Raw genomic sequence first — 18,950 nt, forward strand, 5'->3', positions numbered from 1 at the left:
CCGGGTGAGTTAGTCTCGTAGCCAAGCTGTGCGTGCAGCTGCGGTCTTTATCGTTGCACCCGTCCCACTCACCGTCTTGTTGAGGTAATCATGCCCAAGTCCAAGGTCCGCAAGAAGAACGACTTCGCCGTCGGCGCGGTCAGCCGCACGCCGGTGAAGGTGAAGGTGGGACCGTCCAGCGTCTGGTTCGTTGCCTTGTTCGTCGGCCTGATGCTGATCGGGCTCGTCTGGTTGATGGTGTTTCAGCTGGCCGCCGTGGGCAGCCAGGCGCCGACCGCCCTCAACTGGATGGCGCAACTCGGTCCATGGAACTACGCCATCGCGTTCGCTTTCATGATCACGGGTTTGTTGCTGACGATGCGCTGGCACTGAGCGACATCAGCCGCGGAATGAATTCATTTTCGGGTTGCTCCGTTACCGCGCCAGCAACATTCCCACCCCCCAATCACACGCGTGTGATTTATCCCCACTGTTGATAGCGTCTGTGGATAACTCCATAGGCCGTGGTGGGAGGGGCTGAACGGCGCATGCAGCAAACACAGTGGGAGCCGCGCACGCCTGGAATCGCTGGTTGTGGGGCCGCCGGTGTTCTGATGGCTATCGCCAGTGTGACCGTGGTCACAGACGCGCCGGGGCGGATTCTCACGGGGATTGCCGCGGTGGGTCTGATCTTGTTTGCGGGCGCGACGTGGCGCGCGCGGCCGAAGCTGGCAATTACCGCCGACGGCTTGTTGCTCCGGGGATGGTTCCGGACGCAGGTATTACGACCCGACGACATCAAGATCATCCGAATCACCGAGTTCCGGCGCTACGGACGCAAAAACCGGCTACTTGAGGTCGAGACCGCCGACGGCGGGCTGGTTCTGTTCTCTCGCTGGGACCTCGGGACGGACCCGCTCGAGGTGCTCGACGCGCTGACCGCCGCCGGTTACGCGGGCCGTCACCCGCACTGATCGAAAGCGGCCGGTGGCCCGGCTTACGTGATGGTGATCGACTCGATGACCACCGGCTCGGTCGGGCGGTCGTTGGCGTCGGTGGACGTCGTCGCGATCGCCTCGACCACTCGCTGCGATTCCGGGTCCGTCACTTCGCCGAAGATGGTGTGCCGCCGGTTCAGGTGGGGTGTCTTGCCGACCGTGATGAAGAATTGCGAGCCGTTGGTGCCCGGGCCCGCATTCGCCATCGCCAGCAGGTACGGCTTGTCGAATTGAAGTTCGGGGTGGAACTCGTCGGCGAACTTGTAGCCGGGGCCGCCGCGACCGGTGCCGGTCGGGTCGCCGCCCTGGATCATGAAGCCCTGGATCACCCGGTGGAAGACCGCGCCATCGTAGAACGGACCGGAGGACCCGCCCGATGCGTTCTGGGTCGAGTACTCCTTGGTGCCCTGCGCCAGGCCAACGAAGTTGGCGACGGTCTTGGGCGCGTGGTTGCCGAACAGGGCGACTTTGATGTCGCCGCGGTTGGTGTGGAGCGTGGCGGTAGCGGTCTGATGGGGGCTGTTGGTCACGGCATGAGAGTCTGCCATTACGCGCGGGGCATGCCCACACCCGGTGTCGCTCAAGCCGAGCCGCCGCCGAAACTGCGTCGCGCGCACAACGGTTCCGCCGACGTCCCTATGCTGGCAGTCTGTTCAGCACGCACAGAAAGGCGGCAGATGAGCGCAAAGGCGGAATCCCGGCTGAGCCCGCGTGAGCGACTGGCTCGCGGGCTGACTTACTCGACAGTGGGACCAGTGGACGTCACCAGGGGAGTCGTCGGCCTGAGCGTCCAGTCTGCTCAGTCGACCGCAGCGCAGCTCCGTCGCAAATACCAAGAGGGGCGCCTGGCCAAGGAACTCGCCGCGGCCCAAGAGACGCTCGCCCAAGAGTTGGCCGCCGCGCAGGAGGTGGTTTCGAACCTGCCTCAGGCGCTGCAGGACGCGCGGCGGGCGCAGCGCCGGAGCAGGCGTCCGTTGGTGTTCGCGGGCGCGGCCGTCGTGATCCTCGCCGGCGGCGCGGTCGCGTTCAGCCTGGTGCGGCGATCGGTTCGTGCGAAACCCCAGGAGCCGCAGTCACGGCCGCCGAGTGTCGAGGTGCAGCCGCGCCCCTGACGACGGCCGGCCCTATGGCATCGCCTCGGCCCAGTCGGTGTGTCCTTCGAAGCCAAGCGTTCTCGCCATGTCGCGGTAGCGATCTCTGAGCCGCGAGTAGGCCTCCATATCGCCCCGCGCCCGCGCCAGAAGGGCGCGCAGCCGCTGCAGCCAAATTTCACGTATCGCCAGGCCCTCATCGGCCGGTGCGTCCGCCAACCGCTCGATTGCGGCCCCGGCTTCGGCAACGTCACATTCGGTCCCGCGGTCTAGCAAGGTCTCCACCAGAACCGACGTCGCCGGAATTCCCCAAGACAGGAGTTGGCCGCCACGGGCGAGATGGTCGACCGCGGCGCGCATCTGCGGTATCGCTTGATCGCGATCCCCTCGGCGGGCCGTCTCACGGGCCACATACGCGTCGAGCAGCTGTAGATCGCACAGGAAGTGGCCCCCGCGCAGGAAAACCTCGTGGACCTCCGCCAGCAACTTCTGCCCGCGATCACGCTCGGCATCCGTGTGGCGGTGCACCAGCGCAAGGCCCAGGGTCAACCAGGCGAAACCCAACTGGAGGTTGTCGCCGGATCGTTCGGCGATGGTTAACGCATCCTCGATCTCCCGCACCGTGGATTCGTCGGGCCGCAGCGCGCCGGCCGGTATCCCCGCGGAGTACACATAGCTCACGAGGGTGACGTAGGACAGGGAGTCGGCGCCCTGCGCCACGGTCAGCCCGCGCCGCAGGTCCTCTCGCCATCCCGGGCGACCCAGTGCGTAACGGGCGATGGCCCGTTGCGCGTAGGCGAGGGCCAGGGGAGACCCGAAAAGCAGGTTGCCCTTGGCGGGGTCACCGGCGGCCAGGTCGATGACCCGCTGGGACAGCCGGAGCATCTCCGACCACTCGCCGCTTGCCATCTTGGCGCGGATCGGCGTGAAGGACAGCGCTACCGTCAGCGTGGGATCGCCGATGGACTCGACCAGGGTCACGGCCTCCGAAGCTAGCTGCGAAGCCTCGACAACGCGGTCCTGGTGCGTGTGATCAGCCACCAGCGCTGCCATAGCGATCGCCAGTGACGCCTTGTCCCCAGCGGCGGTGCACAACCTCCGCAGTTCATCAAAACGCTCACCGGCCACGCTCATCCGGACGCGCCAGGCGGTCGCGCACAGCATGGTGCGCGGGGCGATCCGCATGGCTGCTCGGTGCGGGTCCTCGGCGGGCAATGCGTCGGCGATCCTTCTTGCAGATTCCCAACCCAGACGTGCCGCGGCGATATCGCGGTAAGTCGCCCACGTTGCGGCGCGCATATGCCACCCGTAAGCATCCTGAAGGTCACCTGCGGCTTCGAGATGTTCGGCGATCAGCGCCGCGTTCTGGTCGGCGGATTCCGGCCCGCGGGCCTCGATAGCAGCTGCCAGGCGCCGGTGCATCTGGGCGCGGTCGGATTTCAGTTGCGATTCATAGGCGACCGCCCGGATCAGCGGGTGGCGGAACGCGAACTCGGCCCCCGGTGTGAAACGGACCTGATCGATCAGCGCGGCGCTGAGAAGCCCGTCCAGGGCAGGGGCGTTGCCCACCGCGGCGAGCAACTCGGGCGTGAAGCGCGAGCCAATTACCGCGGCGGCGTTCAACGTCTGCTTGGCATCGGGATCCAGGCGGTCGATGCGCGCGGAGATGGTGGCCTGCAGGCTCGCCGGAACGGTGACGTCGGCCAGGTCTGTCGTGCAGGTGAAACCGCCACGGTCGCCCTCGAGCACACCGCGCTCGGCGAGCTCACGCGCCATCTCCTGTGCGAAAAACGGGTTACCGCCCGCCCGTTCGGCAACAAGCGACTTGATCCCGGCGACCGACGGATCGGTGCCCAACAACTCGTCAAGCAGCGTCGCGGTTTCCGACTCACTCAGCGGCGTCAACGAGATCGCCTGTGCACCAAGGACATTAGACAGTACGCCGCGGTATTCGGGCCGGTATGTGATCAGCACCATCGACGGCGTTCGGGGGATGATGGTGAGTAATTCGGCCAGCAGCGACTCACTGACCTCGTCGATCCAATGCACGTCCTCGACGACGTAGAGAACCGGTTGGGTGCGCGTCAACGAGATTGAGTTGATCAGTGCGGTCAACCGCCGGCGCCGCGCATCGGGACGGATCGTGGGGGGTAGGGTCTCGGGTTCTCTAATGCCCATCAAGTCATACAGCAGCAGCAAATCCTCATCGGACGCATCGGGGACGCTGGCGCGCACCTGTGTGCGCGCCGCCTCGTCGTCGAGCTCGGTTATTCGGGCGGCTTCGCGAAGTAGCCGTGCCGCCACGACAAAGGGGACGTCGCTGGTGTGCGACTCACAGAAGACTGCTGACACCTCGAAACCGCGCCCCCGCGCCATCGCGATGGCCTCATCAGCGAGGCGCGTCTTGCCGATGCCCGGTGGTCCAGCAACGCAGATAACGCAACCCCGCCCGCTCAAGGACCGATCCAGGAGGCCCGCGACCGTCGCAACTTCGAGTTCTCGTCCTACCAGGGCGCCCTGCAGGGACCGGCTTCGTTGCCAACCACCGGTCATGCCGAGCAGGCGACGGGACAGCACCGGGGCATCGCTGCCCTTGATGTGCACCTCCTCGGCGGCGCCCAACACGGCGGCTTCCTGAACGAGACGTGCGGTGGATTCGCTCAACATCACCTCACCCGGGGGCGCCACAGATTCCATCCGTTGGGCCATCCCGACTTGCTCACCGATCGCGGTGTAGCGGAACGGCCCGGAACCGATTTCGCCCGCTATTACCTGGCCGGAGTTCAGGCCTACCCGCAACTGCAGGTCCACACGGTCGCGCTGTCGGACGTCGCTCGCGAGCCGCTTGATCTCCTCCTGAACTCCCAAGGCCGTCAGGCAGGCGCGAACCGCGTGGTCCTCCATTGCTACGGGCGCGCCGAACACCGCCATGATCCCGTCGCCGGTGAACTTGTCCACCGTGCCCCCGTAGCGGTGCACCACGTCGGTGCAGCGGTCGACCAGTTCGGCCATGATTTCGCGCAGCCGCTCCGCGCCGACGGCCGCGGCTATGTCCATGGAATGCACAACGTCGGCGAACAGCACCGACACCTGCTTGTACTCCGCGTGGGCCGTGGGTTGGGCAACTGGTGAGCCGCATCCGTGACAGAACCGCGCATTCTCGAAAAGCTCGGTGCCGCATGCCTGGCACGTTGCTACGGCCGCCATCCGACCTCCGCCAATCCCGGCCCCCGCGTTTGCTGTTCAAAGAATAGGCCGTTGTGCACCGGGCGAGGGAGTATTGGCTTCACACGGCGTGACGCCGGCATGAAGTCTCGAGACGAGGCGGATCAATTCTTGGCGAAGCTGAACAACCGGTAGGAAGCCTCGCCGTTTTCCAGGCGCCGGTAGATCAACGAACCGCGCCCCCCTGCATAGTCCTCGGCGATGCCACGTAGGAATCCGATGTTGGGCAGACGCCGAGTGATTTGGTCGAACAGGCGATTTTGCTCCAACCCGCGCATGACCTGTGCGTTGATCGCCGTCTCTGAGATCCGGCGCAGGGAGATGCCGGCCAGGTCCGCTTCCCAGGTGGCGATTTCGTCGGCATAGCGGATATCCGCGTACAGGAAATGCCCGCCCGGCCGCAGCACGCGTTCCACTTCAGCGAAGAACCGGCGGACGTTGCGGTAATTAATCGCGGCTTCGACGTTGATCACCGCGTCGAAGGACGCGTCGGGGAAGGGCAGGCTTTCCGCGTTACCCTGCACGAACTGCAGGCCGGGCAGATCGTGCCTCTTTCGGCAGAAGTCTATTCCGACCGTATTGAGATCCAACCCCGTGTAAGAGGCGGGGTGCAGCGTTCGCACCAGATACGAGGCACCACCGCCGTGGCCGCAACTGACTTCCAGCACATCCTTGCCGGCGAGATCCACCTGGGTCGCCGTGCGGTGATAGAGCTGGATGGGAAACCGATCGCGCTCGTCGTCCGCCGCCAGCGACAGGGCCAGCGGCGGATCCTCCTCATATCCGTAATTGAGGAATAAGACGTCGTCCCTCGTGAGGAGGCGGCTGAGAAACCGATAGCCGTATTTGAAGCGCAAATCCAATAGCGCCACCAAGATTGGCGCGGAGTTCAGCCGGCTGATCACGTTCTCTATCGGCGTACGTTGCAGCCGCCCATCGTGTCCGGCGCAAAACCGACGCGGTGATAATGGCCGGGGTAGCCTGACGCCCATGCTTAAGTGTCCCATTCCGACACTGCTGCGCGAACGCGCCAGCCTGCAGCCCAACCGGACGGCGTTCACGTTCATGGATTACGAGCTGGATCGCAACGGAATCGCCGAAAGCGTGACATGGTCGCAGCTGTACCGGCGAGTGCTTAACCTCGCACCGCAGTTGGGGATTCACGGGCGGCCGGGGGAGCGCGCAGTGATACTGGCGCCGCACGGGCTGGACTACATCGCCGCCTTCCTTGCCGCATTACAGGCTGGGCTGATTGCGGTTCCACTCGGTGGGGCCAGCGACGAACGTGTCGGTGCGGTACTGAAAGACACCTCGCCCTCCGTCCTCCTCACGACATCGTCGATCGCGGACGACGTCGCCCGGTATGTCGAGGCGGGGGCCGGGGACTCCGTTCCGTCGATCGTCGCGGTTGATTCGCCGGCCCCGGGCTCGACGAACGCGCCGCGCGCGCGGGTCGACAGCTCAATCGACACCATCTATTTGCAATACACGTCCGGGTCGACGCGCACCCCCGCCGGAGTGATGGTCTCCGACAGGAACATCATGGCCAATTTCGGGCAGATCAATGCCGCCTTCTTCGGCGACCACGGCGGCGTGGCCCCACCGGACACCACTGTGGTGTCGTGGCTGCCCTTCTACCACGACATGGGGTTGCATCTCGGAATCATCTTTCCGGTGCTGACGGGGTTCCACACCGTGCTCACGACTCCGGTGGCGTTCCTGCAGCGGCCGGCCCGGTGGATGCAGTTGCTGGCCTGCAACAGTCACGCACTATCGGCGGGGCCTAATTTCGCCTTCGAATTGGCCGCAAGAAAGACCTCGGACGACGACCTGGCCGGCCTCGATCTGGGAAACGTGCTCAGCATCCTCAACGGCAGCGAGCGAGTCCAGCCCGCGACGCTGCGACGCTTCACCGAGCGCTTCGCCTCCTTCAACCTCCCGGAGCGGGTGTTGCGGCCCTCGTATGGAATGGCGGAGGCAACGCTGTACGTCGCGACCCGCGAAGCGGGTCAACCACCACAAGTCGTGCACTTCGACTCCGAAGAATTGACCGCTGGCCTCGCGAAGCGGTGTGCGAGCGGGGGCGGTACCGCACTGGTCAGTTACGGCGCGCCACGCTCACCGATGGTGCGCATCGTCAATCCGGAGACACGTATCGAATGTCCGGCGGGAACGACCGGTGAAATCTGGGTGCATGGGCACAACGTCGCGTCCGGCTACTGGCAGAAACGACCAGAGTCTGAAGAGAAATTCGGCGCAACGCTTGTCGATGCGACGGCCGGCACTCCCGAGGGGCCCTGGCTGCGGACCGGAGATATGGGGTTCATCGCCGACGGCGAACTGTTCATCATCGGCCGTATCAAGGATCTATTGATCGTCTACGGCCGCAACCACTCTCCCGACGACCTCGAGGCAACGATCCAGAGCATCGCGCCGGGGCGGTGCGCAGCAATCTCGGTTCCGGCCGAGGGCACCGAAAAAGTCGTCGCGATCATCGAGTTCAAGAATCGCGCCGACGCCAGCGAAGCGGGTTTCGATGCCGTCAAGCGCAAAGTCACTTCCGCGATATCCACCGTGCACGGACTGAGCATTGCCGATCTCGTTGTGGTAGCGCCCGGTTCGATCCCCATCACCACCAGCGGCAAGGTCCGAAGAGCGGCCTGCGTCGAGCGCTATCAACAGAATCAGTTCGCGCGGTTGGATGCCTAGCGCTGGCGGCTGGCCGCTTCACGTCGACTGAGCACTCACCGGAGGCCACGGGGTCGCGATGAAGATTTCGGATTCGCTTCGCACCGAAGCAGAGCGCGCGTCAGCCGCGGCGCGTTATCGGCTGGGCGGCAACGCCTTCCGATTCCTGTGCGAAACCCACCTAGAGCTTCCGCCGCATCCGCCGCCCGGCCGCCGTACGCTTGCGTTGTTTGCCCACTTCGATCCCCAGGGCGTCGTCGACCCGTACGTCGCCTATTACCTGAAGGCGTTGCGGGAGCAGGGCGCGACCATTGTCTTCGTCTCCGGCTCGCCCACTCTCACACCGGAGTCCGTGGCTTCCATCCGCTCTCTGTGTGCCGGCATCTACACCCGCCGCACACTCTCTTACGATTTCGGATCGTGGCACCTCGCGTGGTGCGTTCTCACGCACCGCGGGTGGTCGCTCGATCAGTTCGACCGGTTTCTGGTCGCCAATGACAGCGTGTTCGGTCCGCTCTTTTCCCTCGAAAACATGTTGAGCTCGTTTCACGGTGCCGACATGTACGGCGCGGTCGAGAACACCCAGTTGGTTCCCCATCTCCAATCTTTCTTTCTGGCTTGGGATCTCAATCCGCGCACACGTCCGTTTCTCGAGGATTTCTGGAACGGCTTCCAGTACGTGGTCCACAAACAGACGGTCATCTGGCGCTACGAGATCGGCATATCTGCGCGGGCTCGCAAGGCGGGCCTCAGCCTCAACCCGTTCGTCTCCGCCGCCGCCATCGAACTCGCCTATGGCCGCTCATCAGCCCATCCGTGGGCGAATAAACGCTCCGGCCGCAATAACGGGACCCTGCACTTTTGGGACGGACTCATCAAGGACTTCCGGTTCCCTTTCCTCAAGACCAACCTGGCGCGATACGACATGCCGTGGCACGCGTCCATGGCGAACGTGCGCGATGTCATCGAGCGACACACCGACTACCCGTTCGAGCTCATCCAGGCGCACGTGGACCGGCTGGGCCGGAGAGCGCCCTCCTTGGTTAGCGGCTACGCCCGGCCGACGGCTGGGTGGACCTACGCTGGGCGCACCGAAGCTCCCCGCCGGAGGCTGCCCCGTTCGAAATGAACGACGCTGGCGGTTCAGAGGCTGCTGACACCCGCGGCCAACAGCATGATCCCAGCGAGAGCGGGTGCCGCGATCAGAAGCCGTCGACGGTGAGTGGCGAACCACCTTTGCAGCTGGACCATCGCCTGCTGCGTCTGCGCCGGTGCGACAAGATAACTGACGAGGGGGACCTCGACGAGAGCGAGCACCACGACGATGAATATCACGACTGCGCCGAGTTGAGCGCCGATGGCTGCTCTCGAGGAGGCGATGATGATGAGGACCACGAGATAATCGGCGAGTGGCACGGTCGTCATCAGTCCGATCCCGAACGCCACCCACGGATTTCCGCCCTGCAACGCGCGCCGGATGCGCGCCGTGAGCCGGGCGGCCGCGGTCGGTCGGGGCAATTGCTGGCCTGAGGACGACGGGGCGCCGCGGTACGCCCACACTCCTGTCGCGATCGCCAGCGCAAGCACGCCGACCGCGATCTGGAAGTAGGCGCCCGTGAAGCGCATGACCGTAGTCTTCGCATCTTCCATAACCGTCGGTGGGGAATTCCGCAGAAGTACGAAGGCGCCGACGGCCGGGCCCAGGCCCGCTGTCATGCCGCCCCACCAGTAGGCAAGGAGGTTGTGTCGGGGCCGGGGGCGTGACATCAAGATTCCGCCGACGACCAGACGCGTCGGGTCGAGCGACAGCCAAAGAGCGATCGGCAGCACCGTTCCCCACATCATCGAACACGCTCCCCGCGGGCGACCGCCTCCACGAGATCGGCTGCCGCGCTGATGCTTTCGGCAGGCTTGGTCATGCGACCGGCGAAATCGCGAGCCCGGGCCGTGTATTGCGGCGCAAGGATTTCACGGAGGTGTCTCACGAGCGATTCCACGGTGGTGCTCACCAGGCGCTGGGATCGGCCAACTCGCATCCGGGTGACCTGCGCGGCCCACAGCGGCTGCTCGGCCACGTCCCAGAGGATCAGCATGGGAATTCCGGCTCGCAGACCGGCGGCCGTGGTGCCCCCGCCACCGTGGTGAACAATCGCGCGGCAGAGCGGAAGGGTGACGGTGTAATTCAGCGGGCCCACCAGTCGTATTCGGTCGGAATGCGGCGTGCAGTGTGGGCTGGTCGCGCCCGAATACACCAAGGCCCGTTCGCCGAGGTCCGCGCAGGCCGCGGCGATCATGGCGATCGCGTCGGCGGGCGACCGGACCGGTGTGCTGCCAAACCCGAAGTAGATGGGGGGCGTTCCCGCGGTAGCCCACGAAGCCACCTCACCGTCGTCATGCGTCGGTAATTCCATCGTGAGCGCGCCGACGAACGGCCGGCGGCCGTTCCATTCCTTCGACAGGCCCGGAAAACACGCTCCGTCGTAGGCCTGGATTTCGAGCGATCCGCGTTGCGCCATCCGTTTCGCCGCGGGGGCCGTTGCCCGCGGTAGGCCCAGTTGACGGCGTTGCGCGTCATCGACCTCCTGGGTGATAAGCCAGTACAGCCACCACGCCGTCCTCAACGTAGCGCGGACCAGGGGAGCCGGCGATGGTATCGACGGAAGAGCCAGCTGGCCATTGACGCAGATCGGCATGTGGTGAAGCGCAGCCACTGGAATGTCGTAGTACTCCGCCACATTGGCGACGACCCCGTGGTACGTCTGGCCGGTTACCAGTACGTCGGCCCCGTCCGCCACCGAAGTCAGCGTCGAACTCATCTGCGCCCAACCCTCGATGAAAAGCTCCTTGCCCGCGCGGACCAAGTTGATCGGGTTTTGCGGCTTGAAGGCGTGGTGGTGGAAATCCGCGAGCGCCTTGACCTGCTCCTGCGAATCCGGCCCGTACCCGACCGCAACAAGCCCGGCCGACTCCACAAAGCCAATCAGGTCGGGCGGCGCCGCCACGCGTACTTCGTGCCCTCGCCGCATCAGCTCAAGGCCGACAGCGGCGCAGGGCTCGACATCGCCGCGCGTTCCGTGGGCCGCCAAGACAACTTTCATCGACGCAACCGGCCCCGTCAATCGTCGTCCGCGTAGGCAAGATCCGTGACCTCGGTCCTTGCCGCACTCGAACCGTCGTCCGCCAAGACGCGCTTGAATACCGCTGTCAGCGCGTTCAGAAATCGGGTCACGGAGTCCCTCGCCACCGGATTGTTCGGGAAATTCACCCAAATCGACACCTCGTCGAAGAGCCGGATCACCGAAATATACAAGTGAGCCGGATCCCTTGGGTCGCAATAGATTTTGACGTTCGCGTTCTTCATCTGGGAAGCGACGGTGGCGGAAAAGGGCGGCAGGCCGGCATCCATGTAATTGACCATGGTGCAATTCGGTCCCCACTCCCTGAGCCAGGGCGCCAACTTCAGCACGTCGTTGAACGACACATTCGCGAGATCCAGATTCGAGTCGAAGGACGCCTGCGCGGCGCGCGCGGTCTCTGCAAAAGATGCCGGGTCGACGGGGACGGTGAACGGAACCACGCCGGTGAACCATCCCATGGTCGAGAATTCCGCGAGGGTCCTGCGTTTGTCGATCGGCGCGAGCCCGTAATACGTCGTCGCGCCGGTCAACTCGTACTGCGCGAGAGCCACACAGGCGAACAGGCCCCCGCTGATGCGCGCGGCCGCTCGGATGCAGAGTGATTCGAATGCGGCGGTCTGTTCCTGACCCATCAGGCGCTGGACGACGAGGTCGCCACCGGAAGGCACGGACAAGTCGCCGAGCGGCAGGGGGAAGTCCGGTAGCGTTCCGCCGTTCCGTTCGGCGAATTCGATCCACCTCCGCACCTCGGGGGAAGACGCCGCCAGGCTGGCCAGGTGTTGCTTCTCTCGCATGCAGAAATCGTCGTGACTGGCGGGCGATGGTGACGAACCGAGCGCGCCCCCGGTGATCAGGCTGCGGTAGTTCATCAAGATTTCCGTGTACAACCCCGAGATGATCGTCGGGTCACAGTGCACGTGATCGACGATCGCGAAGAAGGTGAAGTGGTCCGCGCGCTGGATGATGCCGAACCTGAAGCAGTCCCATTGCACCGGGTCGGGGGTGGACAGCACGAACTGACGCCACTCGGTCGGTGTCATCGTGTCACGCCGGGTCGGAACGAACTCGATATCGGCGGGATCATCGATGGTATGCCGCACAATGCATTCCGCGTCTTGGTATGCGAACCAACTGTGATACGTCTTGTGTCGGCGCAGGTGTGCATTGATGACGTAGCTCATGGCACGGACGTCGCACCGGCCGGGTTCGTCGCCGCACCCGATGACCAGCCGGGCATAGTCGAGCCCGCGGGCCGCGTAGCGGGAAAAGCCGCGCAGGTGGGCTTCCTGCATGGCGCTCAGCGGCACATCGCTTATCGGCGCCTGCCGGGCCTTCTCGAGGGAGGACGGTGAGGCTTCCCAGGACACGATCCTGCCCGACTCGGGCACCCAGTCATGAACCGTTCCCACGAACAACCCGCGCGCCGGCCCCGCACCTACGAACACTCTTCCTCCTTCTGTCCGCTTGCGCCGGAACCGCGGTCGGCAGTTGCAGAAAGGGTTTCACACAGTAGCCCGGCCAGACCCCGAATGGTGGTGATGTCGTTGGTGGTGACGCGCACCCCTGTTTCCGCCTCGATACGGGTGCGCAGCTCAAGGTTGCCCATCGAGTCGAGGCCATACTCGGAGAGCGGGTGATCCGGGTCGATGGTGCGCCGCAGAATCAGGCTCACGGCGTCGGAGACCATGCGGCGGAGCCGAACGGGCCGGTCTTCCGGCGACAGGGCCTTCAACTCGCCCAGCAATTCGCTTGCGTCCGTCGAGCTTTGGCCCCTGGAGCGGAACAATTCAGCGAACCTGCTGCGTTGCGCGTAGGCGGCGAACCACGGGGTGCCCGTCAGCTTTGCATACCCGGCGTACGCGCGGTCGTGGCGCAGGAGTGCTTGAAACGCGTAGGCGCCCTCGTCGGCGGTGAAAGCCGTGTCGCGCCAGTGCGCGATCGCGGTGCCTTCGCCGTCCTGCCCGGGGGCCACGTCTTCGCCGGTCGCGGACCTGAGCTCGGCGGCGCGGCCGACCTCGGCCCATAGCGCCCACCCGATCGCGGTGGCGGGAAGGCCGCGGGCTCGGCGCCACCGCGCGAACGCGTCCAGCCAGCTGTTCGCGGCGGCGTACGCCGATTGTCCGGGCGAGCCCACCAGACCTACCGCCGAGGAGAACAAGCAGAACCAGTCCAGGGCGAGAGCGGCCGTCGCCCGGTGTAAGTTCCACGCCCCGAATACCTTCGGAGCCCAGTTGCGGTCGATCAGCTCGTCGCTCGTGGTGGCGAGCATCGCGTTCTCGAATACCGCGGCGGCGTGCAACACCCCCCGCAACGGCAGGCCGGTGGCAGTCGCCGTCGCCACCAAGCGCGTCGCCGTGCCGGCTTCGGCGATGTCGCCGCAGTCCACCTCGATGTCGGTGCCCATCGCGCGGATGAGTTCGATCGTCTCCAACGCCCTGGCATTCGGTTGCGATCGCGAGCTCAACACGATGCGGCCACAGCCGGCCGCGGCCATCTTTTCGGCAAGGAAGAGCCCGATCCCGCCCAGGCCGCCGGTGATGATGTATGAGCCGTCGTTGCGGAAAGTCGGGCTCTGACCGGGCGGTACCACGACGTTGGTGTGACCGGTCTTGGGCATATCGAGTAGAACCCTGCCCGTGTGCTCCGCCTCGCTTTTCACGCGTAGAGCCGCGGTGGCATCTCCGAGCGCGTAGTGAGTGATGTCCGGCAACGGCAGCTCATGCTCTGCGACAAGGCGATACACCGTGCTAAGCAATCCGCCCACCCGCTCCGGGTGGCTCTGCGACATCAACGTCAGATCGACGTAGTGGAAGGTGAGGTTGCGATGGAATGGGAAAAGCTCCAGTCGGGTGTTCGCACAAACGTCCTGCTTGCCGATTTCCACAAATCGGCCACCGGCGGCCAACGCCTCGAGGCCCGCGCGTTGCGCGGCCCCCGACAGCGAGTTGAGCACGATGTCGACACCATATCCGCCGGTGTCGCGGCGGATCTGCTCCGTGAACTCGATGCGACGGGAGTCATAGACATGCTGGATCCCCATGTTGCGCAACAGCTCACGCCGCTGCTCACTGCCGGCCGTGGCGAAGACTTCGGCTCCCGCGGCGTGGGCGATCGCGATCGCCGCGCGTCCCACGCTGCCGGCTGCGGAATGGATCAACACCCGGTCACCGGTGGCGATCCTGGCCTGATCGTGTAACGCGTGCCAGGCCACGGCGTGCGGAGTGGTCACCGCAGCCGCCTGGTCAGCGGTGAGACCCGGTGGCAGCGTCGCGGCCAGCCGGGCGTCACAGGTGACAAACGTTGCCCAGCAACCGGTTGCAGAGAAACCGCCGACAAGATCACCCACCCGATGGGTGGAGACTTCGGGACCAACCGCGGTGACGACTCCGGCGAAGTCCCTGCCCAACTGTCGTGCATCCCCATCGTCACCAGGGTGCTGGCCGGCGGCGATCAGGATGTCGGAGAAGTTGACGCTCGATGCGGTGACCGCAACCTCGATCTCCCCCCGACCCGGCGGAACTCGTTGAAAAGCGGCCAGTTCCAGCGTTTCCAGATCGCCAGGCGTCCGGATCTGCATGCGCATCCCGTCGTGGGGGTGATCCGCCACGGCGGTTCTCCGGTCCTCAGGCCGCAGCGGCCCAGGAGTCACGCGCGCGGTGTGCCACTGGCCGTTCCGCCAAGCCGTCTCGTCCTCGTCCGAAGGCCCCAACAGTTGTCTGGCCAGTTGCTCGGCGTCCGTGTCTTCGTCCATGTCGATCTGGCTCGCGCGCAGGTGTGGATATTCAGTGTTGATGGCTCGCACCAGGCCACGGAGCCCGGCCTGCTCCAGGTTGTTCACGTCCCCAGGCACGACGGCCTGGGCGTTGCGCGTTACGACGTACAGACGCGGCGGCTCGCGGTCGATCTCCGTGATCTGCCGGGCAATTCGCACCAGATGCCGCACATAGTCCCCGCCACGGCCAGCGCACTCCTCCTCGGGGTTGCCGTTTTTCGGGCCGGTGAGGATGACCACCCCGCCGACCCCGCGGGCACCAAGATGCGCACCCAGCGATTCCGAGTTGGCCCGGTGATCGCAGTGCTGCGGCCAGGTCATGGTGATGCAGTCGGTTCCCCCGGATTTCAACGCATCGGCCAGGCTGGTCGCCGTCACGTCCGCGGTGGCGGAAGTGCTGATCAGCAAGCATGATTCCCGGCTGACGTGCTCCACGTCGGGCAGCGCTCGCGGTGTCCACTCGATGGTCAGGAGTCGCTCGTTCAGCACGCGATCGCGATGGGCGCCCTCGGCGGCCCCTGTGCTGACTTGCAGTCCGCTCACGGCCAGCAGCACTGTCCCGTGTTCGTCAAGCACGTCGAGGTCGGCCTCGAGGCCGGCCCCGTCGGCCGTGGAGACCTTCGTGTAGCAGTAGCGCGCGCCGCGGGTAGGGGCGTAGAGCCGAACACCGCGTACGCCAAGCGGCAGCAGCAGACCGGCGCTACCCGCAACCCGGGCCGCGGGGTGCGCCGCAACCGATTGAAAGCAGGCATCAAGTAAGGCGGGGTGGATGCCGTAGGCGCTGTGTTGCGAGCGGATGGCGCCGGGCAGCGCGACCTCCGCCAGCACCGTCCCGCCGCCCTCGCCCGCGGTGTAGGCCGTGGCCAGTCCGGCGAAGGCCGCGCCATACTGCAAACCATGGTCGTCGAACTGCTGCCGTAATACGGCGCCATCCAGCCGGCACGAGTGGGTCGCGAGCAGGGCCGCAATGTCGTAGGCGGCTGGACGGTCCTCCCGTCCTCGCGCCCGCAGCACCCCCGTCGCCCGCCGGACCGGCTTGCGCTCCTGAAAGCTCTGCACCACGAAATCGGCGATGCCGGGCGCGTTCACCGACGCGTCCGCGGAGACCGGAGTCTCGGCGTCCAAGAGCAGCGTCGCCTCGAAAGTGATATCGCGGACCTCCGACTTTTCGCCGAAGATCGTGCGCGCCGCGGCCAATGCCATCTCGCAGTACGCCGCCCCCGGGAGAACCGCGACGTTGTGTATGCGGTGGTCGCCCAGCCACGGCTGCGTCGCGGTTCCGACCTCGCCTTGCCAGACGTGGCGCTCGGGTTCCTCGGGTAATCGCACGTGCGGCCCCATTAGTGGATGCACCGGAACGGTCCAGGCGCCTCGTGCCCGCGAATCCTGACCGCCGCGATTCAGCAGCAGTGGGCGGCGGCTCCAGGACGGGAGCGGAACGTCCACCAGCCGCCCCTCGGGGTAGAGGACCGAGAAGTCGACGGCCGCGCCCGCACTGTGCAGATCCGCCAGCAAGCCGCGCAGCCCGTGCCGAGGCTCCTGCTCGCGGCGCATGGCAGCGAGGGCGGCCAGCGGCATACCGAGGCTGCCCGCAGTCTGTTCGACCGCATGGGTGAGTAGCGGATGTGGGGCCAACTCCGCGAATACCCGGTAGCCGTCCTCCAACGCCGCCTGCACAGCGGCGGCGAAACGCACCATGTGGCGCAGATTGTCCGACCAGTACCAGGCGTCACACACTGGCTGCTCGCGCGGGTCGAAGGCGGTCGAGGAGTAGAAGGGCACGTCGGGTGTCCTGGGGTCGAGCCCTGCCAGGACGTCGGACAGTTCGTCGAGGATCGGATCAACCTGGGGGGAGTGCGAGGCCACGTCGACGGCGATTTCGCGCGCCGCCACGTCGCGCTGCTCCCACCCGGCGACCAGATCTCGCACGGCCTGCGCGGCGCCGCCGACCACCGTGGACTGCGGCGAGGCCACCACTGCCAGCACGACGTCGTCGACGCCGCGAGCCATGAGTTCCAGGAGCACCTGCTCGGCCGGCAGTTCCACCGACGCCATCGCACCGGAGCCGGCGATCGTCGCCATCAGCCGCGAGCGGCGGCAGATCACGCGTACGCCGTCCTCCAGCACCAACGCCCCCGCCACAACCGCGGCCGCGACCTCACCCATCGAGTGGCCGATCACGGCCCCCGGCCGCACGCCGTAGGCCCTCATCGTGGCCGCCAGCGCGACCTGCATCGTGAACAGCGCGGGCTGGATGCGATCGATCCCGGTAACCGTTGCGGGCACCGAAATCGCTTGGGTGACGGAGAATCCCGATTCCCGGGCGATCAGCGGCTCCACCGTGGCGACCGTCGCCGCGAACACCGGCTCGGTCGCGAGCAGCTCGGCGCCCATCGACGCCCACTGCGAGCCCTGGCCGGAGAACAGCCAGACCGGACCCCGGTCGTCCTGCCCGACCGCCGGCTGATACGGGAACTCGCCGGCGGCGACCCCGCGCAGACCTTCGGTCAGCTCGCCGAGGGTGCCGGCGATGACCGCCGTGCGCACCGTCCGATGCGCCCTCCGCCGCGCGAGCGTGTACGCCACGTCCGATGCCGCAAGCTCCGGCGCGTGTTTGTCGACCCAGTCCGCGAGCCTCCTCGCGGTTTGCCGCAGCCCGTCGGGCGATGTGGCGGACAGCGGGAAAAGCAGCGCGCCGTCGATCACGGGGATGGGCGGGGCATCGCCCGGTGCGGGCGTCAGGGGCGCCTGCTCGACGATGGCGTGCACATTGGTTCCCGAGAACCCGTACGACGAGACCGCCGCTCGACGTGGTCCGCGCTGACCGTTGCTGGGCCACGGTGTATTAGCCTGCGGCACAAAAAGGTTGGTCTTGATCTCGGCCATCTGGTCGGGCAGGCGCGTGAAGTGCAGGTTGCGCGGGATCACGCCGTGCTGCAGCGCCAGCACGGCCTTCATCAGCCCGAGCGCTCCGGCCGCCGATTGGGTGTGCCCGAAGTTCGTCTTGACCGACGCGAGGGCGCACGGCCCGTCGACGCCGTACACCTCCGCCAAGCTGGCGTATTCGACGGGATCCCCCACGGGGGTGCCGGGACCGTGTGCTTCCACCAGTCCGACGGTGCGGGCGTCCACATCCGCCGCCGACAACGCCGCCCGATAGGCCTCGACCTGCGCGGCCCGTGACGGCGTCACGATGTTCACCGTGTGGCCGTCCTGGTTGGCGGCGGTGCCGCGGAGTACCGCCAAGATTCGGTCACCGGCGCGCAAGGCGTCCGGCAGCCGCTTGAGCAACAGCACGACGCAGCCCTCGCCGGCCACGAACCCGTCGGCGGCGATATCGAACGCCCGGCAGTGCCCCGTCGCAGAAAGCATTCCGATGGCAGAACCCGAGCATGATTTGCGCGGCTCGAACGACACCGAGGCGCCGCCCGCGAGTGCCATGTCGCTTTCGCCGTCGTGCAAGCTGCGACACGCGATATGCACCGCTGCAAGGCCGGACGAGCAGGCGGTATCCACTGTCATCGCGGGACCGCGCAGCCCCATCGTGTACGCAACGCGCCCGGAACCCATGGCGAAGCTATTGCCCATGTAGCCGTACGGGCCCTCCAGGGCGTCGGCCTCGGCGTGCACGAATTGGTAGTCGTCGTGCATCAGTCCCATGAAGACGCCGGTGCGCGAGCCGGCCAGCGTCTTGCGGGTCAGACCGCCGTGCTCCATGGCCTCCCACGAGGTTTCCAGCAGCAGTCGGTGCTGCGGGTCCATCGCGGTCGCCTCGTTGTCGGTGATGCCGAAGAACTCCGGGTCGAAGCCGGCCACGTCATCGAGGAACGCGCCCCATTTGCAGACGGACCGACCGGGCACACCGGGTTGGGGATCGTAGAACTCGTCGGCGTCCCACCGGTCCGGTGGGATTTCGGTGACAAGGTCGTCGCCGCGCAGCAACGCCTCCCAAAACTGTTCTGGAGATTCGATGCCTCCGGGCAGGCGGCACGCCATCCCGATGACCGCGACAGGCGTGGCTATCGGGTGGGAAGACACAGCCCGCCCCGCGCACGCACCC

The 18,950-nt window shown here is 66.2% G+C and carries 12 protein-coding genes; 5 read left to right on the forward strand and 7 right to left on the reverse strand.

Annotated features, from left to right (window positions below):
• Window positions 1–90 precede the first annotated feature (90 nt).
• Window positions 91–372, forward strand: a complete 282-nt coding sequence (crgA, locus tag A5756_RS09245; protein WP_066951011.1) for a cell division protein CrgA — start codon at window positions 91–93, stop codon at window positions 370–372.
• Between the two features lie 155 nt (window positions 373–527).
• Window positions 528–953, forward strand: a complete 426-nt coding sequence (locus A5756_RS09250; protein ID WP_066951015.1) for a PH domain-containing protein — start codon at window positions 528–530, stop codon at window positions 951–953.
• Between the two features lie 23 nt (window positions 954–976).
• Here the strand turns inward: A5756_RS09250 and A5756_RS09255 are convergent, their stop codons facing one another.
• Window positions 977–1,525 (reverse strand): peptidylprolyl isomerase, encoded by a 549-nt coding sequence (locus A5756_RS09255; protein WP_066951018.1) that lies wholly within the window; start codon window positions 1,523–1,525, stop codon window positions 977–979.
• Window positions 1,526–1,654: 129 nt separating this feature from the next.
• Here A5756_RS09255 and cwsA point away from each other — a divergent pair, with 129 nt between their 5' ends.
• The gene (cwsA, locus tag A5756_RS09260; RefSeq protein ID WP_066951022.1) at window positions 1,655–2,089 is read left to right on the forward strand and encodes a cell wall synthesis protein CwsA; all 435 of its coding nucleotides are present in this window, start codon (window positions 1,655–1,657) and stop codon (window positions 2,087–2,089) included.
• Between the two features lie 12 nt (window positions 2,090–2,101).
• Here the strand turns inward: cwsA and A5756_RS09265 are convergent, their stop codons facing one another.
• Both A5756_RS09265 and A5756_RS09270 read right to left on the reverse strand, forming a co-directional pair.
• Complete coding sequence (locus tag A5756_RS09265) at window positions 2,102–5,275, reverse strand: adenylate/guanylate cyclase domain-containing protein (RefSeq protein WP_066951025.1); 3,174 nt, start codon at window positions 5,273–5,275, stop codon at window positions 2,102–2,104.
• Between the two features lie 122 nt (window positions 5,276–5,397).
• Window positions 5,398–6,198: a phthiotriol/phenolphthiotriol dimycocerosates methyltransferase gene (locus A5756_RS09270; RefSeq protein ID WP_231989299.1), complete on the reverse strand. Its 801-nt coding sequence runs from the start codon at window positions 6,196–6,198 to the stop codon at window positions 5,398–5,400.
• 85 nt (window positions 6,199–6,283) lie between these two features.
• Between A5756_RS09270 and A5756_RS09275 the strand changes: the two genes are divergently transcribed.
• Together A5756_RS09275 and A5756_RS09280 are read left to right on the forward strand one after the other, a co-directional pair.
• Window positions 6,284–8,002 carry an AMP-binding protein gene (locus tag A5756_RS09275; protein ID WP_066951028.1) on the forward strand — a complete coding sequence of 573 codons (1,719 nt, stop codon included), beginning with the start codon at window positions 6,284–6,286 and terminating at the stop codon, window positions 8,000–8,002.
• Between the two features lie 58 nt (window positions 8,003–8,060).
• Entirely contained in the window at window positions 8,061–9,110 is a 1,050-nt protein-coding gene (locus A5756_RS09280) for a rhamnan synthesis F family protein (RefSeq protein ID WP_066951032.1), read from the forward strand.
• A 14-nt stretch (window positions 9,111–9,124) separates the two neighbouring features.
• Here A5756_RS09280 and A5756_RS09285 read toward each other — a convergent pair whose 3' ends face one another.
• Genes A5756_RS09285 through pks2 form a run of 4 tightly spaced genes read right to left on the reverse strand, consistent with a single transcriptional unit; the run spans window position 9,125 to window position 18,928 of the window.
• Window positions 9,125–9,826, reverse strand: a complete 702-nt coding sequence (locus A5756_RS09285) for a GAP family protein (protein ID WP_082948197.1) — start codon at window positions 9,824–9,826, stop codon at window positions 9,125–9,127.
• Complete coding sequence (locus A5756_RS09290; RefSeq protein ID WP_066951040.1) at window positions 9,823–11,079, reverse strand: glycosyltransferase; 1,257 nt, start codon at window positions 11,077–11,079, stop codon at window positions 9,823–9,825. The genes A5756_RS09285 and A5756_RS09290 overlap by 4 nt, the downstream gene beginning before the upstream one ends.
• A gap of 17 nt (window positions 11,080–11,096) precedes the next feature.
• Complete coding sequence (locus A5756_RS09295) at window positions 11,097–12,563, reverse strand: acyltransferase (RefSeq protein WP_066951044.1); 1,467 nt, start codon at window positions 12,561–12,563, stop codon at window positions 11,097–11,099.
• Window positions 12,554–18,928, reverse strand: coding sequence for a sulfolipid-1 biosynthesis phthioceranic/hydroxyphthioceranic acid synthase (pks2, locus tag A5756_RS09300; RefSeq protein ID WP_304441117.1), 6,375 nt, complete (start codon window positions 18,926–18,928; stop codon window positions 12,554–12,556). Before pks2 ends, A5756_RS09295 begins: the two co-directional genes overlap by 10 nt.
• Window positions 18,929–18,950: the final 22 nt, after the last annotated feature.

Origin of the sequence: Mycobacterium sp. 852002-53434_SCH5985345 (assembly GCF_001667155.1) — a bacterium.
GTDB lineage: Bacteria > Actinomycetota > Actinomycetes > Mycobacteriales > Mycobacteriaceae > Mycobacterium.